This is a genomic window from Rudaea sp., assembly GCF_036383415.1.
Lineage (GTDB): Bacteria > Pseudomonadota > Gammaproteobacteria > Xanthomonadales > Rhodanobacteraceae > Rudaea.
In genome coordinates, this window is sequence record NZ_DASVOK010000167.1 from 1 (window position 1) to 16,516 (window position 16,516).

General features: G+C 64.2%; 15 protein-coding genes. 14 read left to right on the plus strand and 1 reads right to left on the minus strand.

Annotation, left to right across the window (positions count from 1 at the left end):
* From VF497_RS06375 to VF497_RS06400, 6 genes are all read left to right on the plus strand, one after another.
* Nucleotides 1-706 (plus strand): heme biosynthesis protein HemY (locus tag VF497_RS06375; RefSeq protein ID WP_414706850.1); only part of this gene is annotated, 706 nt, incomplete at its 5' end.
* A 38-nt stretch (nt 707-744) separates the two neighbouring features.
* Nucleotides 745-1,182, plus strand: a complete 438-nt coding sequence (locus VF497_RS06380; protein WP_330886823.1) for a hotdog fold thioesterase — start codon at nt 745-747, stop codon at nt 1,180-1,182.
* 67 nt (nt 1,183-1,249) lie between these two features.
* On the plus strand, nt 1,250-2,047 hold the full coding sequence (locus VF497_RS06385) for a lysophospholipid acyltransferase family protein (protein WP_330886826.1): 798 nt from the start codon (nt 1,250-1,252) through the stop codon (nt 2,045-2,047).
* On the plus strand, nt 2,040-3,065 hold the full coding sequence (locus VF497_RS06390; RefSeq protein ID WP_330886827.1) for a YheT family hydrolase: 1,026 nt from the start codon (nt 2,040-2,042) through the stop codon (nt 3,063-3,065). Before VF497_RS06385 ends, VF497_RS06390 begins: the two co-directional genes overlap by 8 nt.
* Nucleotides 3,066-3,127: 62 nt before the next feature.
* Complete coding sequence (locus VF497_RS06395) at nt 3,128-4,150, plus strand: tetratricopeptide repeat protein (protein ID WP_330886829.1); 1,023 nt, start codon at nt 3,128-3,130, stop codon at nt 4,148-4,150.
* On the plus strand, nt 4,147-5,454 hold the full coding sequence (locus tag VF497_RS06400; protein ID WP_330886831.1) for an aspartyl/asparaginyl beta-hydroxylase domain-containing protein: 1,308 nt from the start codon (nt 4,147-4,149) through the stop codon (nt 5,452-5,454). Before VF497_RS06395 ends, VF497_RS06400 begins: the two co-directional genes overlap by 4 nt.
* Before the next feature lie 48 nt (nt 5,455-5,502).
* Here the strand turns inward: VF497_RS06400 and VF497_RS06405 are convergent, their stop codons facing one another.
* A complete protein-coding gene (locus tag VF497_RS06405; RefSeq protein WP_330886833.1) occupies nt 5,503-6,090 on the minus strand; it encodes a hypothetical protein in 588 nt (195 codons plus the stop codon).
* 316 nt (nt 6,091-6,406) lie between these two features.
* On the opposite strand from VF497_RS06405, the gene glnA reads away from it, so the two are divergent.
* The 8 genes from glnA to VF497_RS06445 all read left to right on the plus strand — a co-directional run bounded on the left by glnA (nt 6,407) and on the right by VF497_RS06445 (nt 16,485).
* The gene (glnA, locus tag VF497_RS06410; RefSeq protein ID WP_330886835.1) at nt 6,407-7,813 is read left to right on the plus strand and encodes a type I glutamate--ammonia ligase; all 1,407 of its coding nucleotides are present in this window, start codon (nt 6,407-6,409) and stop codon (nt 7,811-7,813) included.
* Nucleotides 7,814-8,097: 284 nt separating this feature from the next.
* Nucleotides 8,098-8,868, plus strand: coding sequence for a TorF family putative porin (locus tag VF497_RS06415; protein WP_330886876.1), 771 nt, complete (start codon nt 8,098-8,100; stop codon nt 8,866-8,868).
* A 15-nt stretch (nt 8,869-8,883) separates the two neighbouring features.
* Complete coding sequence (locus VF497_RS06420; RefSeq protein ID WP_330886837.1) at nt 8,884-9,222, plus strand: P-II family nitrogen regulator; 339 nt, start codon at nt 8,884-8,886, stop codon at nt 9,220-9,222.
* 29 nt (nt 9,223-9,251) lie between these two features.
* On the plus strand, nt 9,252-10,739 hold the full coding sequence (locus tag VF497_RS06425) for an ammonium transporter (RefSeq protein WP_330886839.1): 1,488 nt from the start codon (nt 9,252-9,254) through the stop codon (nt 10,737-10,739).
* A gap of 105 nt (nt 10,740-10,844) precedes the next feature.
* On the plus strand, nt 10,845-12,689 hold the full coding sequence (locus tag VF497_RS06430) for a family 43 glycosylhydrolase (RefSeq protein ID WP_330886840.1): 1,845 nt from the start codon (nt 10,845-10,847) through the stop codon (nt 12,687-12,689).
* A gap of 9 nt (nt 12,690-12,698) precedes the next feature.
* Nucleotides 12,699-13,760 (plus strand): two-component system sensor histidine kinase NtrB, encoded by a 1,062-nt coding sequence (locus tag VF497_RS06435; RefSeq protein WP_330886842.1) that lies wholly within the window; start codon nt 12,699-12,701, stop codon nt 13,758-13,760.
* Nucleotides 13,753-15,159, plus strand: coding sequence for a nitrogen regulation protein NR(I) (gene ntrC, locus VF497_RS06440; protein WP_330886844.1), 1,407 nt, complete (start codon nt 13,753-13,755; stop codon nt 15,157-15,159). The genes VF497_RS06435 and ntrC overlap by 8 nt, the downstream gene beginning before the upstream one ends.
* Before the next feature lie 108 nt (nt 15,160-15,267).
* Nucleotides 15,268-16,485: a class I SAM-dependent methyltransferase gene (locus VF497_RS06445; RefSeq protein ID WP_330886846.1), complete on the plus strand. Its 1,218-nt coding sequence runs from the start codon at nt 15,268-15,270 to the stop codon at nt 16,483-16,485.
* Nucleotides 16,486-16,516 lie beyond the last annotated feature (31 nt).

Sequence of the window (16,516 nt, forward strand, 5' to 3'; positions counted from 1 at the left end):
GATCGAAGCGGCCGGTCGCTGCGGCGATTCGGCCACGGCGCTCACCGCGCTGGCCGCGTTCGCGAAAACCCATTCACTCGCGGGCGCCGACTTCGCCGAACTCGAAACGAACACGCTCGCCACGGCGTTGACGAATGCGCCGCGCGCCGATGCGCTGGCAAGCATGTGGTCGGGATTGAGCCGCGCACAGCGCCAGCGCGAACCGCTCGTGATCGCCTATGCGAAACGCGCCGCGGCGCTCGGCCAGCCACTCCCAGCAATGGGCGAGATCGAATCCGCGTTGCGCCGCGACTGGTCGGAAAACCTCGTGCGTGCCTACGCCGAACTCGGGCCGTCGGACGTCGCCGCGCGGCTGCGTCAAGCCGAAGGCTGGATCGCCGCGCAGCCGAACAGCGCCGGCCTCATGCTCACGCTCGGCCGCCTGTGCAACCAGGGCGAACTCTGGGGCAAGGCGCGCGAATACCTCGGCCGCGGTCTCGCGATCGCGCCCGACGCGCAACTGTGGGAAGCGCTCGGCGATGCCTGCGTCGGACTCAAGGATGCCGATACCGCGCAGCGCGCCTATCGCAACGCCCTGCGTACAGCGCGCTGCGAGAAGACCGAATCGCTGCCCGACACCCTGCGCGGCGCGCTCGACACGCGTGCGAGCGTGGTCGAACAGCGCAGCGCGCATGGCGTGCCCACGCTCGCGCTGCCGCGACAGTAAGGCGGCGCCACGCAAACACGAACAACAAGGATCAACCCATGCCCCTGTGGAAAACCCAACCCGATCTCGCCGCGATCAAGCAGGCGAACCAGAAGACGCTGATGAACACCATCGGCATCGAGATCACCGAGATCGGCGAGGATTTCGTGCGCGGCACGATGCCGGTCGACGCGCGCACGCACCAGCCCTACGGCATCCTGCACGGCGGCGCTTCGGTCTCACTCGCGGAAACGCTGGGCAGTTACGCGGCGATGCTGTGCTGCGATCCCGGGTTCTATGCGGTTGGCCTCGACATCAATGCCAACCATGTGCGTGCGGTCGCGAGCGGCACCGTGACCGGCACGGCGCGGCCGCTGCATGTCGGCCGTTCGACCCAGGTCTGGGAGATCCGCATCGAAGACGAGGCGGGCAAGCTCGTCTGCATTTCACGGCTGACGATGGCGGTGGTGCCGAAGCAGGCGATTCCCGCAAGCTGAATCGGGTCCATCGTTGGTGCACCGCAGCGGTGGCGGCGCGAAGCGCGCTTGGCTACCATCGCGACCGATGAATGCCGCGCTCGACAATGCCGCCGCGACGCGACGCGACCTGATGCGCCCGCTGCGCTATCTCGTCCGCGTGCCGCTGCTGTTTCTGCATATCGTCATCGCACCGCCGCTGGCGATCTTCGTGTTTTCGCCGCTCGGCGCGAAGCTGCGCGTCGGCGGCGAGCGCCTCGATCACTGGGCGACGCGCTGGTGGTCGGGTGCGTTGATCCGTATTTTCGGTTTCCGCATCCGTCGCATCGGCGAACCGTTGCCGGGCGCGACGCTGTTCGTCGCCAACCACGTGTCGTGGATGGACATCGAACTGATGCACAGCCAGCGCATGATGAGCTTCGTCGCCAAGAGCGAAATCGCGCGCTGGCCGTTCGTCGGCTGGCTGGCGACGCGCGCGGGCACGATCTACCACCAGCGCGGTTCGACGCATTCGCTGGCCTCGGTGACGGAAAGCGTGGTCGCGCACTTGAAGGCGGGCGGCTCGGCCGGGATATTTCCCGAAGGCGGCACGGGGCCAGGTGACAAGGTGCGCACGTTCCATGCGCGCATCTTCCAGGTCGCGGTCGATGCACAAGTGCCGATCCAGCCGGTCGCGCTATGCTACGGCAAAAGCGGAAAAATGGATTTGTCGGTGCCGTTCGGCGCGAAGGAAAGTTTCTTCGGCAACTTCGTGCGCCTGCTCGGCGGGCCGGGCATGGATGCCGAGGTGCACTTCCTCGAACCGTTCGCGGTCGATGGCGAGGGCCGGCGCGAAATCGCGGAGACGGCCCGCGCGCGAATCGCCGCGGCGCTGGGCTGTGAGTAGCGAAGGCCCACCGGCGAGCGCGCAAGTGGAAACCTTCCGTCCACGCCGCTGGCTGCGCAATCCGCATGTGCAGTCGGTGCTCGCGTCGAGCGGTGTGCGCCGTTACTTCTTCCGTCATCGCGGCGCGCTGGTCGAAAACGGCGCGGTCGAGCACATCCTCGACTGCGGCGACGGCGTGCGCCTGCAGGGTTTCCACACGCGCCAGACCGTGTTGCCGCAGCCGCGTGCGCTGGTCGTGCTGCTGCACGGCTGGGAAGGCAGCGTGCAGTCGACCTATGTGCGCGGCACGGGCGCGCGCCTGCTCGCTGAAGGCTGCGACCTGTTCCGCCTCAACTTCCGCGACCACGGCGACACGCACCATCTCAACCGCGACATCTTCCATTCCTGCCGTATCGAGGAAGTGGTCGGCGCGCTCGCAGCGATCGCAATGATATTCCCGCAGCGGCCGCTGATCCTTGGCGGTTATTCGCTCGGCGGCAATTTCGCCTTGCGCGCGGCGTTGCGTGCGCGCAAGGCGGGCGTCGAACTGGCGTGGGTGTTCGCGGTCTGTCCGCCGATCAGCCCGAGCGTGGCAATGCGCGCGATCGAGTCGTCGCCGGTTTATTCGTACTACTTCCTGCGCAAATGGCGCAGCTCACTCAAGCGCAAGCAGGCGCTGTTTCCACAGGTACCGCTGTTCGCCGCGAGCGAGTTGCGCGGCAACCTGCGCGAATTGACCCAGAGCCTGGTCAGCCGTCACACCGATTTCGGCACGGTGGAAAACTACTTCAACGGCTATTCGATCGCCGGCGATGCGCTGGCGGCGCTCGACGTGCCAGCGACGATCCTCACCGCCGCGGACGACCCGATCATTCCGGTCGCCGACTTCCACGCGTTGAAGCTTTCGCCGTCGACCGAACGCGTCATCGTGCCACACGGCGGTCACTGCGGTTTCATCGCCGATGCGAGCCTGCGCAGCTGGGCGGAAGATTTTCTCGTCGGCCGAATGAACGCGCACTTGCCTGATCACTCCGTCTAGAAACGGGTTCCGGTCGCGCTTTTCCCCTATCATGGTCGCCTGATTCACGACCATTTTTTGCAATGACCCTCGAAGAAATCCTGCAGCGGCATCGCGATGGCGACATAGCCGCCGCCGAACGCGACTATCGCGACTATCTCGTCGACCATCCCGACGACGTCGACGCCCTGCATTTGCTAGGCGTGCTGTTGCATCAGCGCGGCGACAGTGCGGCGGCGATGGAACCGCTGCGGCGTGCGGTGCAGCTCGCGCCAGAACTCGCGCGGCTGCATCTTTCGCTCGGCGGCGTGCTCATGCAGCTCAACCAGGACGAGGCCGCGCGCGGTGCGTTCCTGCGCGCGCTCGAGCTCGATCCGAATCTGATCGAGGCGCACGGCGTACTCGGCCATCTGCAATTGCGCGATGGCGAGCTCGAGGAGGCCGAGAATCGTTTCCGCATCGGGCGCCGCGCGGTCGATGCATTCGAGAACGAGGACCCGCTGATTCTCTTTGGCCTCGGCAATGTCTATCTCGCCCGCGGTGACGCCACGAACGCGGCGAAATTCCTCAGTCGCGCGGCGGAGCTGAAGCCCGACGACGCGGCGATACAGACTGCGCTCGGGCGCGCGTTCTTCGCGCAGGAGGCGTTCGCCTTCGCCGAGCAGGCATTCACCAACGCGGTACGCCTGAATCCGGATTCAACCTTCGCCTGGCTGTTTCTCGCGCGCGCACGCATGCGCCAGGACAAGGACGAGATCGCGCGCGACGGTTTCGCCGCGCTGCTCGCCCAAGGCAAGCAGCAGTTCGGCGCGTGCGCCGGACTCGGCGACATCGCGCGCAAGCTCGGGCAGACGGTCAAGGCGCTAAAGTTCTACAAACGCGCGCTCGAAATCGATCCCACGCATGCCGGCGCCATCAACGCCTGTGCCTGGTGCATGGAAAAGCTCGGCGATCCCGCGGCCGCGGTGCGCTATCTCGTCGACGGCGTAGCGCGCTCGCCCGATGCAAACAGCTTGCGCCCGCAGCTTGCCACGCTGCTCGATCAGCTCGGTCGCGGCGACGAGGCGGCACAGGTGCGTGCCGAGCTCGCGCGCACGGCGTCATGACGATGGTCGATGCGGGAATCGAGGCGCAGCTGCAGCATGCGCGCGCTGCCGCGGAAGCCTCGCGCTACGAAGAGGCCGATGCCGCGTTCACGTGCGTCCTCGCGCACGACCCCGACCATCCCGAAGCGTTGAACTATCTCGCCCAACGCGCATTGCTCGCGGGCCGCGCCGCGCAGGCGGCGGCAATGCTCGAACGTGCGACGGTGGTCGAGAAGGGCAGCGCCGAACTGTGGAAGAACCTCGGCTTCGCCCGGCTGGCCGCAGGCGATGCGCAAGCCGCGGTCGCCGCGCTGGAAACCTCAATTGGTCTCGATCCGGCGGCGTTCCGTGCGCGCCTGTTCCTCGCCCAGCTTCACGAGGGCGCGGGTCGCAGCCGCGAGGCCGCCGCGCATTACTTCGGCGCGATCGTCGCCGCGCAGAATCAGGGACTCTGGCTCGACGAAGCGACCACGCCGCCGGCGATGCGCGAACGCGTGTTGCAGGCGATGGACTTTGCCGATCGTCATCGGCGCGCGATCCTCACGGATGCGATCGAACCACTGCGCGCGAAACACGGCGATGTCGAACTGGCGCGCGTGATACATTGCCTCGACATCTATCTCGGCGTGGCGAAAGCCGATTTGCCCGATCCGCGCCAGCGGCCGAAATTCCTCTACTTCCCCGGCCTGCCGACGACGCCGTACTTCGACCGCGCACTGTTCCCGTGGTACGCGGTGCTCGAACAGAACGCGGATGTGATCCGCGCGGAACTGCGCGAAGTGCTGCGCGGCGAAACGGGCATCGCGCCGTTCCTCGGCACCAACGCGCTCGATCGCGTCGGCGACCAGCTCGCGGGAGCCGAGACGCCGCCGGCATGGGACGCGTTTTTCTTCTATCGCCACGGCGAGCGGCTTGACGAGAACTGCGCGCGCTGTCCGCGTACCGCGGCAATTCTCGACTCGCTGCCGATTGTGCGCATCCGCGAACATGCGCCGGAAATCTGTTTCTCGGTGTTGACGCCGGGCACGCACATCCTGCCGCATCGCGGCGTGACCAACACGCGTCTGGTCACGCACCTGCCGCTGATCGTGCCCGAGAACTGTGCCATCGTCGTCGGCGGCGAGAAGCGCGAGTGGCGCGAAGGCGAGTGCTTCACCTTCGACGACACGTTCGAGCACGAAGCGTGGAACCGAGGCGCCTCGACGCGCGTGGTCATGCTGATGGATTGCTGGAATCCGTATCTGACCGAGGTCGAACGCGAAGCCGTAACACTGCTCGTCGGCGCGATCGGCGATTTCAATCGTGCGGCGGGCATCAACAGCTGACGCCCGCCGCAGCATGGGCGCTACTTCGATTTGTTGGCGCAGAACGACTCAGTAATAGGACAAGAAATATCCAATGGCGGACTTCACTGCCGCGACATAACCATCTTGTTTGTCTCGAGTCTTGATCGGTGCCATCGTTTTTACAAAAGTCCGCTTACCATTGATGTCGGCGTCGATATAGATGACATATACCGAAGTACGCTCGGGGTTCTCCGCTTCGGTGTAGTCGGCGCGTTCGTTCTCGTCGATCTCTTCATCTTCGAAATGAGCGCGATCGACTAGCGATTGACTCAAATTCACGGTTGATCCTGTCGCTGCTCCTGCGAGGGCGCCGCCTACTGCGCCACCAACAGCGGCGAAAGCGGCCGCTCTCCGAAACTCGGACTTCATGTTCGCGTATACCACCATGTGATAAACCGAAATCTCCAGAGGTTTTGCTGAGCCGCCGAGTTTTTCAAAGACGAGCCGACGAAATATTTGAATCATCGGTGGAGCTAGCGTCGCATCACCCTTGCGGTATATCCCATACGCGCTGCTCGTGATCGCGAAGCTGAACGTACCGTTCTCTTTTTCGGTTTTTGGACGAAGATCCTTGATCGGTACCGAAACCGATTCGTCAGTGCCAGGAAGATCCATTCGCGTTGGCTGTTGTGCACATGCGCTCAACAGTAGTGGCAAAAGCAACAGAAGCCTCTTCATTACTACCTCAAGAAACTAGTATTTTGTCCGCGCAGTATTGTCCGTATGCGGCGCAGGCGTAAAGCCACGAATAAGGGAGAAATTTATGCACGAAATTGGTGCAAAAATGGAAATCTTCTTCTTATTTTGGTGCAAAATCATGCTGCATCGCAGTTATAGAAGGGGGTAATAGATTGATAATTTTATATTTTCCGCAGTTGGCACAGTTATTGCTAAAACCTAACCGTCCAATACTTCAATCAAGGAAATCTTCATGTCCGCCAGCTTCAACAAGCTCGTTCAAGACAACAACGTTCAATTCGTCGACCTGCGTTTCGCCGACATGCTCGGCAAGCAGCATCACGTCACCTTTCCGGTCAAAGGCATCGACGAGAGCCTGTTCGAGGACGGCAAGATGTTCGATGGCTCCTCGATCTCGGGCTGGAAAGGCATCAACGATTCGGACATGGTGCTGATGCCCGATCCCGAGAGCGCGATCCTCGATCCGTTCGCCGAGATTCCGACCGTCATCCTCACCTGCGACGTGCTCGAGCCGTCGACGATGCAGGCCTACACGCGCTGCCCGCGTTCGGTGGCGAAGCGCGCCGAGTCGTTCCTCAAGTCGTCGGGCATCGCCGACACGGCGTTCTTCGGGCCGGAGCCGGAATTCTTCATTTTCGACTCGGTGCGCTACAAGAACGACATGCAGGGCGCGAGCTTCGAGATCCAGTCCGAAGAAGCGGCGTGGAGCACGAACGACAAGTTCGACGGTAGCAACTCGGGCCATCGCCCGGGCGTGAAGGGCGGTTATTTCCCGGTTGCGCCGGTCGATTCGCTGCAGGACCTGCGCAGCGAAATGTGCCAGATCCTCGAAGCCTGCGGCCTCACCGTCGAAGTGCATCACCATGAAGTCGCGACCGCCGGCCAGTGCGAGATCGGCACCAAGTTCAACACGCTGACGAAAAAGGCCGACGAGCTGCTCACGCTGAAGTATGTGATCAAGAACGTCGCCCATCGCAACGGCAAGACAGCGACCTTCCTGCCGAAGCCGATCGTCGGTGACAACGGCTCGGGCATGCACGTGCACCAGTCGCTGGCCAAGGGTGGCACCAACCTGTTCGCGGGCGACCTCTACGGCGGCCTGTCGCAGACCGCGCTGTATTACATCGGTGGCATCTTCAAGCATGCGCGCGCGATCAACGCGTTCTCGAACTCGACCACGAACAGCTACAAGCGTCTCGTCCCGGGTTTCGAAGCGCCGGTCATGCTCGCCTATTCGGCGCGCAATCGCTCAGCCTCGTGCCGCATTCCGTTCGTGCACTCGCCGAAGGCGCGGCGCATCGAAGTGCGTTTCCCCGATCCGATGAACACGGGTTACCTCACGTTCGCCGCGCTGATGATGGCCGGCCTCGACGGCATCATCAACAAGATCGACCCGGGTGCGCCGTCCGACAAGGATCTGTACGACCTGCCGCCGGAAGAAGAGAAGCTGATTCCGACCGTGTGCCATTCGCTCGACCAGGCGCTCGAAGCGCTGGACAAGGATCGCGCGTTCCTCAAGGCCGGCGGCGTGTTCAGCGACGACTTCATCGACGCCTACATCGAATTGAAGATGGGTGAAGTGTCGCGCTTCCGTGCGGCGACGCACCCCATCGAGTATCAAATGTATTACTCGATCTGATGCACAGGCTCCTCGCCAGTTGAGGCGAGGGGTTGGAACGGGGTTCGCTGCGCAAAGCGAACCCTCCCGCCTTGTTCCGGGGAACGTTCTCCGGTAAGCGCAGGGCGGTAGAAGTATACAAGTTCATTTTTGGAGATTGAGTACTCACGCTCAGGGCCGAGTGTTGTCTGAAAAAAGGCAGTCGAGGCGCAATACAAAAGCGCAGGGCTGAGGGGCGGGACGGAAGACGCGTCGTTTGCGACGCGCATGCTTTCTTTCCCCCGACGCTACTGGAGACCCACGTGATGAAGAACCGCCTGACCCTCGCGATCCTCTCCGCCGCCCTGCTTTCGACCGGGGCACACGCTGAAGATCAAGCCGCTGCACCCGCCGCGCCGACGCCGGACTGGACCTTTCCCGGCTCGGTGACGATCGCCAACGACTACATCTTCCGCGGCTTGACCCAGACCAACACCGAACCCGCGCTGCAGGCGGGCATTGAAATCGATCACGCCTCGGGCTTCTACGTCGGTACCTGGGGCAGCAACATCAACTGGCTGCACGATTACGTCTCCTCGGTGTCGAGCAGCCTGGAAATCGACATCTACGGCGGCTATCGCACCAAGATCGCCGACACGATCGGCCTCGATGTCGGCCTCTACGAGTACTACTACCCGGGCGACTATCCGAAGAACGCCGGCTACAAGCTGCCGTATACGCTGGAAGGCTATGTCGCGCTGAGCTACAGCTTCGTCTCGCTCAAGTACTCGCACACGTTCACCAACCTGTTCGGCTTCGCCGGCACCAAGCACTCGGGCTATCTCGATCTGTCGGCGAACTACGAGTTCGTGCCGACCTGGGTGCTCAACGCGCACATCGGCCGGCAGAAGGTCGACGGTTTCAGCGCGGCAAGCTACACCGACTACAAGCTCGGCGTGACCAAGAACTTCGACGGCGGCTGGGCGCTCGCCGTCGCCTACTACGACACGAATGCGGACAAGGCCGTTTACACCTTCCCCGACGGCACGTTCCAGGGGCGCTCCACGGGCGTGGCGTCGCTGACCAAGACTTTTTGACCTAACGGAGGCAGCATGAAACTCATCACCGCAATCATCCGGCCGTTCAAGCTCGAGGAAGTGCGTGAAGCACTGACTCAGGCCGGCGTGTCGGGCCTCACCGTCACCGAGGTCAAGGGCTACGGCCGGCAGAAGGGCCATACCGAGCTCTATCGCGGCGCCGAATATGTCGTCGACCTGTTGCCGAAGATCAAGATCGAGGCGGTCGTGTCCGAGGAACTGCTCGAGCGCGCGCTCGACGCGGTCATAGCCGGCGCGCGCACCGACAAGATCGGCGACGGCAAGATCTTCGTCAGCCCGATCGAACAGGCGCTGCGCATCCGCACCGGCGAAGCCGGAAAGGACGCGCTATGAAAAACATCCACCTCACCCCGAGATCCGCGATGACGACCACGACCTCGCTGCCGGATTACCGGCGATTCCTTCCCATCCTCGCCGCCTTGGGCTGCGGTGCAATCGCGCTGCTGCTCGCACGGCATGGTTATGCCCAGGACGCCGCGGCCGCGGCGGCACCCGCCGCAGCGGCAACGCCGCCACCGGCGCCGACGCCGAACAAGGGCGACGTCGCCTGGATGCTGACCTCAACCGCGCTCGTGCTGCTGATGAGCGTGCCCGCGCTTGCCTTGTTCTACGGCGGCCTCGTGCGCACGAAGAACATGCTGTCGGTGCTGATGCAGGTGTTCGTCGTGTTCTCGCTGATCAGCGTGCTCTGGTGCATCTACGGTTACAGCGTGGCGTTCACCGAAGGCAATCCATTCTTCGGCGGATTCTCGCGGCTGTTCCTGAACGGCACGTTCAATCCGGCCGACGGTTCGTTCTCGATGGCGGGGACGTTCTCGAAAGCGACGCCACTGTATGAACTGGTCTTCGTCGCGTTCCAGGCGACGTTCGCTGCGATCACGGTCTGCCTGATCCTCGGCTCGATCGTCGAGCGCATCAAGTTCTCCGCGGTGCTGATCTTCGCGGTGATCTGGTTCACCTTCAGCTACCTGCCGGTCGCGCACATGGTCTGGTTCTGGCAGGGCCCCGACGCCTACACCGATCCGGCCAAAGCCGATGCGGTCAGCGCGACCGCGGGCTACATCTGGCAGATGGGCGCGCTCGATTTCGCCGGCGGCACCGTGGTGCACATCAACGCTGGTATCGCCGGCCTCGTCGGCGCCTTCGTGCTCGGCAAGCGCGTCGGTTACGGCAAAGAGGCGATCAAGCCCCACAGCCTGACGATGACGATGATCGGCGCCTCGCTGCTGTGGTTCGGCTGGTTCGGTTTCAATGCCGGTTCGGCGCTCGAAGCGAACGGCACGGCCGGTCTCGCCTTCATCAACACCTACCTCGCCACCGCCTGCGCGGTGTTGTCGTGGACCTTCGCCGAATGGCTGCTCAAGGGCAAGCCGTCGATGCTCGGCGCGGCCTCGGGTGCGGTCGCCGGACTCGTCGCGATCACGCCGGCTGCGGGCAATGTCGGCATCCCCGGTGCGTTCGCGATTGGTCTTCTCGCTGGCGTGATCTGCCTGTGGGGCGTGACCGGCCTGAAGAAGTTGATCAAGGCCGACGATTCGCTCGACGTATTCGGCGTGCACGCGCTCGGCGGCATCAGCGGTGCACTGCTGACCGGCGTGTTCAACTCGCCGGCGCTCGGCGGCCCCGGCTCGGTGCAGGACTGGGTCAAGATGACCGTCGGTTATCCCGGCATCGGCGCGCAGTTGCTGATCCAGGCCAAGGCGGTCGGCATCACGATCGTGGTGACCGCGGTTGTTGCGCTCATCGCGTTCAAGATCGCGGACCTGCTCGTTGGCCTGCGTGTGACCGAGGAAGAAGAGCGCGAAGGCCTCGACATCTCCTCGCACGGCGAGTCGGCCTACGACATGTAATGCTGAAGACGAACCGGCGGCATCGCGCCGCCGGTTTTCGTCGAGGACGTTTCGGCGGGTCCGAATGCAGTCTGCGATGATGATGTTTTCGCACGAGCTCGAATCATGCAGACAGCCAGGATTGTTTCGTGGATCGGCGCGCTGGCGCTCGGCTGCGCAGCAGTGGCGGCATCGGCGCAAACCCCGCCTGCCGCGCGCACCTACGCGAATCCGGTCGACGTCGACTACCGCTACAACTTCGAACAGCTCAACGAAAAGATTTCCTATCGCACCGGCGCCGATCCGGTCATTGTGCCGCACGAAGGCGCCTACTACCTGTTCATGACCCTGGCCGACGGCTACTGGCGCTCCACCAACCTGCTCGACTGGCAGTTCGTCACGCCGAACCGGTGGCCGTTCGACGGCATGGTCGCGCCGGCCGCGGTGTCGGATGGCAAGCGCCTGTTGCTGATGCGCGCGACGATGGCGCCCGAGCCGATTCTTGTGACGACCGATCCCGCCCACGGCCAGTTCGACTTTCTGACCCGGCTTACGCCCAAGTTGCCCGACGCCGTACCGCCGGGATGGGATCGCGAGTTGCCGGCGTGGCACAACGGCGATCCAACACCCGATCGCATTGCGCCCGGTCCCTGGGATCCGGCCTTGTTCAAGGACGACGATGGCCATTGGTATCTGTACTGGGGTTCGTTCGAACGCTTCCCGTTGTTCGGCATCGAGGTCGACCTCTCGCACGGCTTCGCCTACGTCGGCAAGCCGCATGCGCTGTTCACGCTCGATCCGAAGCTGCACGGCTGGGAGCGCTTCGGGCAGGATCATCGCGAAGAAGATCATCCCTCCTACATCGAAGGCGCGTGGATGACGAAACACGGCGGCCGCTACTACCTGCAATACGGCGCGCCGGGCACCGAGTACAACGTCTACGCGACCGGCATGTATGTGTCCGACTCACCGCTGGGCCCGTTCGAGTACGCGCCATACAACCCGGTCGGTTACAAACCCGGCGGTTTCGTCGAAGGCGCGGGCCATGGCAATACGTTCCAGGACAAATCCGGCAACTGGTGGAACACGGGCTCGCCGTGGATAGGCAACAACTGGCCGTTCGAGCGTCGCATCGGCCTGTGGCCGGCCGCGTTCGCGATTGATGGGCAGATGCGCGTCGATACGCGTTTCGGCGATTTCCCGCATTACATGCCGGAAGAAAAAGTTGCTGATCCCGACAAGCTGTTCACTGGCTGGATGTTGCTGTCGTACCGCCAGCATGCGAAGGCATCGTCGACGCTGCAGAATTTTTCCGCCGATAACGTCAGCGACGAAGATCCGCGCACGTTCTGGGTCGCGGCGAAGAATGAGGCAGGACAGACCTTGACGCTCGATCTCGGCGCAGCGAAGACGCTGCGCGCCGTGCAGGTGAACTTCGCCGACTACGAGTCGCAGCGCTACGGTGATGCGCCCGACATCTACACTGAATTCAAGCTGGAGTCTTCGCTGGACGGAAAGAAATGGAGTCCGCTGGCGCAGACCGAACCACCACGCCGCGACCGGCCGAACGCATACTTCCAGCTGCCGCAGCCGGTGCGTGCGCGCTACGTGCGCTACGTACACGGCCACGTCGGTGCTGCGCATCTGGCGATCAGCGATCTGCGCGTGTTCGGCGATGCCGGTGGCAAGGCACCGGCTGCGCCGACGCGAGTGGAAGTACGACGTCTCGACCCGCGCGCGTTACGCGTGAGCTGGCAGCCGGTGCGTGGCGCAGTCGGCTACAACGTGCGCTGGGGTGTGAAGCCGGATCGGTTGAACCTGTGCTACCAGGTGTTCGCCGATCGCGGCACCACGCTCGATCTGCGCGCGCTCAACGCCGGCGTCGCCTATGACGTGGCGGTCGAGGCCTTCGATGAAAACGGCGTATCGAAACTGAGCGAAGTCGTCCATGTACCCGATAAATTGCACTAAGATGGTGCTATGAGCGCGCTTTCGCCCCTGCCGACCGCACCCGCTCGCATTTTCGAGATCGCCGACCAGCTCGAAACCGGCGTGGCCGTGCTCGATCGCGACGACGTGCTGACCTACGCCAATCCGGCCTTCTGCGAACTGTTCGCAGTCAGTCCGTCGCGCTCGCGCAGCCTGCCGCTCGGCGCGCTCGGCGAAGGTGCGCGCGTGCTCGCGCCGCTGATCGAGCGCGTGCGTCTCGGTGCCGAGACCCTGCATCGGCGCGATCAGCGCATCGAGACGCGCACCGAGCGCATCCTGCACGCCGACATCACGATCGGCGCGGCACCGGACGGTAGCGTGTTGATCGAGGTGCACCAGCTCGGCGGCGAAATTGATGCGGCCGCGCCCTTGAGTTTGTCGGAAAGCCTGCGCGGCCTCGCCCACGAGGTGAAGAATCCGCTCGCCGGCGTGCACGGTGCAGCGCAGCTGCTCGCGCGGCGCGTGGCCGACGCGGAACTGGCGCGTCTCGCCGACCTGATCGTGACCGAGGCCGACCGCCTCGCCGCGCTGACCAACCGCCTGCTTGAACCGGGCGGCAAACCGCATCTCGCTGCGCTCAATCTGCACGTGGTCGCCGAGCGCGCGCGTGCGCTGATCGCGGCCGAGGCCGAACCCGAACTGCATCTGGATCGTGACTACGATCCGAGCCTGCCACTGCTGCGCGGCCACGGCGATCGTCTGCTGCAACTCGTGCTCAATCTGATGCGCAATGCCTTGCAGGCTGGCGCGTCGCGCATCGGCCTGCGCACGCGCGTTGAACACAACGTGCTCATAGGCGAGAAAGTGTCCCGGCTCGTCGCTCGTCTCGACGTGATCGACGACGGCCGTGGCGTGCCCGAGGAAATGCGCGACACCTTGTTCCTGCCGTTCGTCTCCGGGCGCAGCAAGGGCACCGGCCTCGGCCTCGCGCTCGCGCAGGAGATCGCCGCCGAGCACGGCGGCGCGCTGAGCTATCGCAGCCGTCCGGGCAACACGGTATTCACGCTGCTCCTGCCGATCGCCTTGCCAGGACGCGGGGAAGCGCATGGCTGAGCGCCGCCACGCCCAGGTCTGGATCGCCGATGACGACGAGGCCATTCGTTTCGTCCTCGCCGAGGCGTTGCGCGAGTCCGGCGTCGAGGTACGCGCTTTTGCCGACGCCGAGAGCCTGCGCGCCGCGTTCGCGCGCACCAAACCGGATGTCGTGGTCAGCGACATCCGCATGCCGGGCACGAACGGATTGGAGTTCCTCGCCGAACTGCGCGCGGGCGGCAGCCAAGTGCCCGTGATCGTGATGAGCGCGTTCACCGATGTTGCGTCCACCGCGGCGGCGTATCGCAATGGCGCGTTCGACTACCTGCCGAAGCCCTTCGATCTCGACGAGGCGGTCGCCGCGGTGCAACGCGCGCTCGGCGAGAGCCGTCAGGCCGCCGCGGCGCCGGCGAAAACCGATGAGATCGAAACAACCGAACTGATCGGCACTTCGCCGGCGATGCGCGAGGTGTTCCGCGCGATCGGCCGCGTCGCCGCTAGCGATCTCAACGTACTCATCACCGGCCCGACCGGCACCGGCAAGGAGCTCGTCGCGCGCGCCTTGCATCGGCACAGCGCACGCGCCGCGCAGCCGTTCGTTGCACTCAACACGGCGGCGATTCCGGCCGAGCTGCTCGAATCCGAACTGTTCGGCCACGAGGCCGGCGCGTTCACAGGTGCGGTCAAACGCAACGCCGGGCGCTTCGAGCAGGCCGAAGGTGGCACACTGTTCCTCGACGAGATCGGCGACATGCCACTGTCGCTGCAGACGCGGCTGTTGCGCGTGCTCGCCGAAAACGAGTTCTATCGCGTCGGTGGCCGCGAGCTGATCCGCGCCGATGTGCGCGTGGTCGCGGCGACGCACCAGGATCTTGAAGGCAAGGTCGAGCACGGCGAATTCCGCGCCGACCTGCTGCATCGCCTCGACGTCGTGCGCCTGCGCCTGCCGGCGCTTGACGAACGTGCGGCCGACATTCCATTGCTGGCCACGCACTTCCTCGCCCGCGCTGCGCAAGAAATGCGGCTCGAAGCGAAGCGCTTCACCGCGCCCGCGCTGGCCGAGCTGAGCAAGCGCTCCTGGCCCGGCAATGTGCGTCAGCTCGAAAACCTGTGCCGACGCCTCGCGGTGATGACGCCGGGGCGCGAGATCCGTCCGCAGGACCTGCCGGCCGCCGACAATGCCATCGTCGTGCAGACCAGCGATGGGTGGCGCGAGAACCTGCATCGTCTCGCGCGCAACCGGCTCGCTCGTGGCGAACAAGGCATCTACGACGAACTGCGTCAGGAGTTCGATGCCACGCTGATCGAGGCCGCGCTCGCCGAGAACTCGGGACGCCGCGTGCGCGCTGCCGAGCAACTCGGCCTCGGCCGCAACACGTTGACGCGCAAGGTTGGCGCCTCGCGCAAGCGGCGCAAATAGGCAGCGCAAACACGCTACACTTCCGCCATTCCATACCGATATCGACGATCTCGCCGCGACGAGGGGTAGGTACGGTTTTTCTCGCGGATTTGCTTAGGTGGTGGAGTGGTGAAGTCGCAACTCTCGTTGGGTGAGGTCAGGTTGGGGGTCATCGATGGCACCGGACCGGTGAGCATCGGCGTCGATTTCCAAGTCAATGTGGACATTGTGTTCGATGTCGATATTTCGCTCGACATTCATCGCGCCTCTGGCGAACAGCTGGTGCATTCGCAGATGCGCGCCGGGGGTTGCGACGCGGCGTGGCTGCCGCGCGGCAGCTATGTCGCGCACGCGCTGACGCCCCGGATCGTGCTCGAACCCGGCAGCTACGTCGCGAACCTCGCGCTGTGGCATCGCGACGATTCCACCGAAACCAAAGCCGATGCCGCCGCGCTTACATTCGAGGTGACGTCGGGCGGTGGCGAGGGCCCGCGATTTTCGTGGCAACTCGAAAGTCGCGGCAACACGCCGCCGGTTTCCGCCTTGTCGTGGCAGCGCGGGGAGGGCGACTGGTTCTACAAGCACTTTCGTCACGCGGCGTTGACGATTACCAGCTATCTGCTCGGCGATTCGGATTTGCTCAAGGGCCGCATCCTCGACGTCGGCTGTGGCGACGGCATCACCGATCTCGGCATCGCCCTGCGCAAGCAGCCGCAGGAATTCGTCGGCATAGATCCGTTCCCGGACTTCGAGCGGTTGCCGAAGATTCTCGGCGAGCGCGGTCTGTCGCCCGACATCATTCCGAAAAATCTGCGCTTCATCGCCGCCGACGCGAACGACATACCGTTCCCCGACGACTATTTCGACGTGCTGGTGTCGTGGGGTTCGGTGGAGCACATGGCCGGCGGTTATGCCAAGGCGCTGCAGGAAATGCGCCGGGTATTGAAACCGGATGGCCTGCTGATGATCGCGCCGGGCCTGTATTACTCCGACGTCGGCAACCACATGGGCGAGTTCCGCTTCGCGCAGCGCGAGCCTTACGTGCACCTCAAGCGCCCGCCCGAATGGATTCGTGAACAGATCCTGCTCGGCGACATCGAGCCGCTGGACCGCTGCGGCTGGGAGCCGACCATGGAGCAGCACTGGAAATTCATTTCCGAGCTGAACCCGATCACCGTGCCCGGATTCGAGCGCGAGCTGCGCGACCTTGGCTTCGAGCCGTGGCGCGTCGCGCTGCGCACGCACGATCGAGTCGACTACACGCCGGAACTGCAGCGCTATTCGTTCGTCGATCTGGCAGTCGGCGAACTGCTGCTGTCTGCCTACAACCGCAAGCATCGTTTCTAGCGAATCGGCATCACCGGCCGGAAAATTTTCA

Coding starts and splice junctions, on each gene's coding strand:
- VF497_RS06380 (WP_330886823.1), top strand. CDS start 745: ATGCCCCTGTGGAAAACCCAACCCGATCTCGCCGCGATCAAGCAGGCG.
- ntrC (WP_330886844.1), top strand. CDS start 13,753: ATGGCTGAGCGCCGCCACGCCCAGGTCTGGATCGCCGATGACGACGAG.
- VF497_RS06395 (WP_330886829.1), top strand. CDS start 3,128: ATGACCCTCGAAGAAATCCTGCAGCGGCATCGCGATGGCGACATAGCC.
- VF497_RS06385 (WP_330886826.1), top strand. CDS start 1,250: ATGAATGCCGCGCTCGACAATGCCGCCGCGACGCGACGCGACCTGATG.
- glnA (WP_330886835.1), top strand. CDS start 6,407: ATGTCCGCCAGCTTCAACAAGCTCGTTCAAGACAACAACGTTCAATTC.
- VF497_RS06430 (WP_330886840.1), top strand. CDS start 10,845: ATGCAGACAGCCAGGATTGTTTCGTGGATCGGCGCGCTGGCGCTCGGC.
- VF497_RS06420 (WP_330886837.1), top strand. CDS start 8,884: ATGAAACTCATCACCGCAATCATCCGGCCGTTCAAGCTCGAGGAAGTG.
- VF497_RS06435 (WP_330886842.1), top strand. CDS start 12,699: ATGAGCGCGCTTTCGCCCCTGCCGACCGCACCCGCTCGCATTTTCGAG.
- VF497_RS06400 (WP_330886831.1), top strand. CDS start 4,147: ATGACGATGGTCGATGCGGGAATCGAGGCGCAGCTGCAGCATGCGCGC.
- VF497_RS06415 (WP_330886876.1), top strand. CDS start 8,098: ATGAAGAACCGCCTGACCCTCGCGATCCTCTCCGCCGCCCTGCTTTCG.
- VF497_RS06425 (WP_330886839.1), top strand. CDS start 9,252: ATGACGACCACGACCTCGCTGCCGGATTACCGGCGATTCCTTCCCATC.
- VF497_RS06405 (WP_330886833.1), bottom strand. CDS start 6,090: ATGGATCTTCCTGGCACTGACGAATCGGTTTCGGTACCGATCAAGGAT.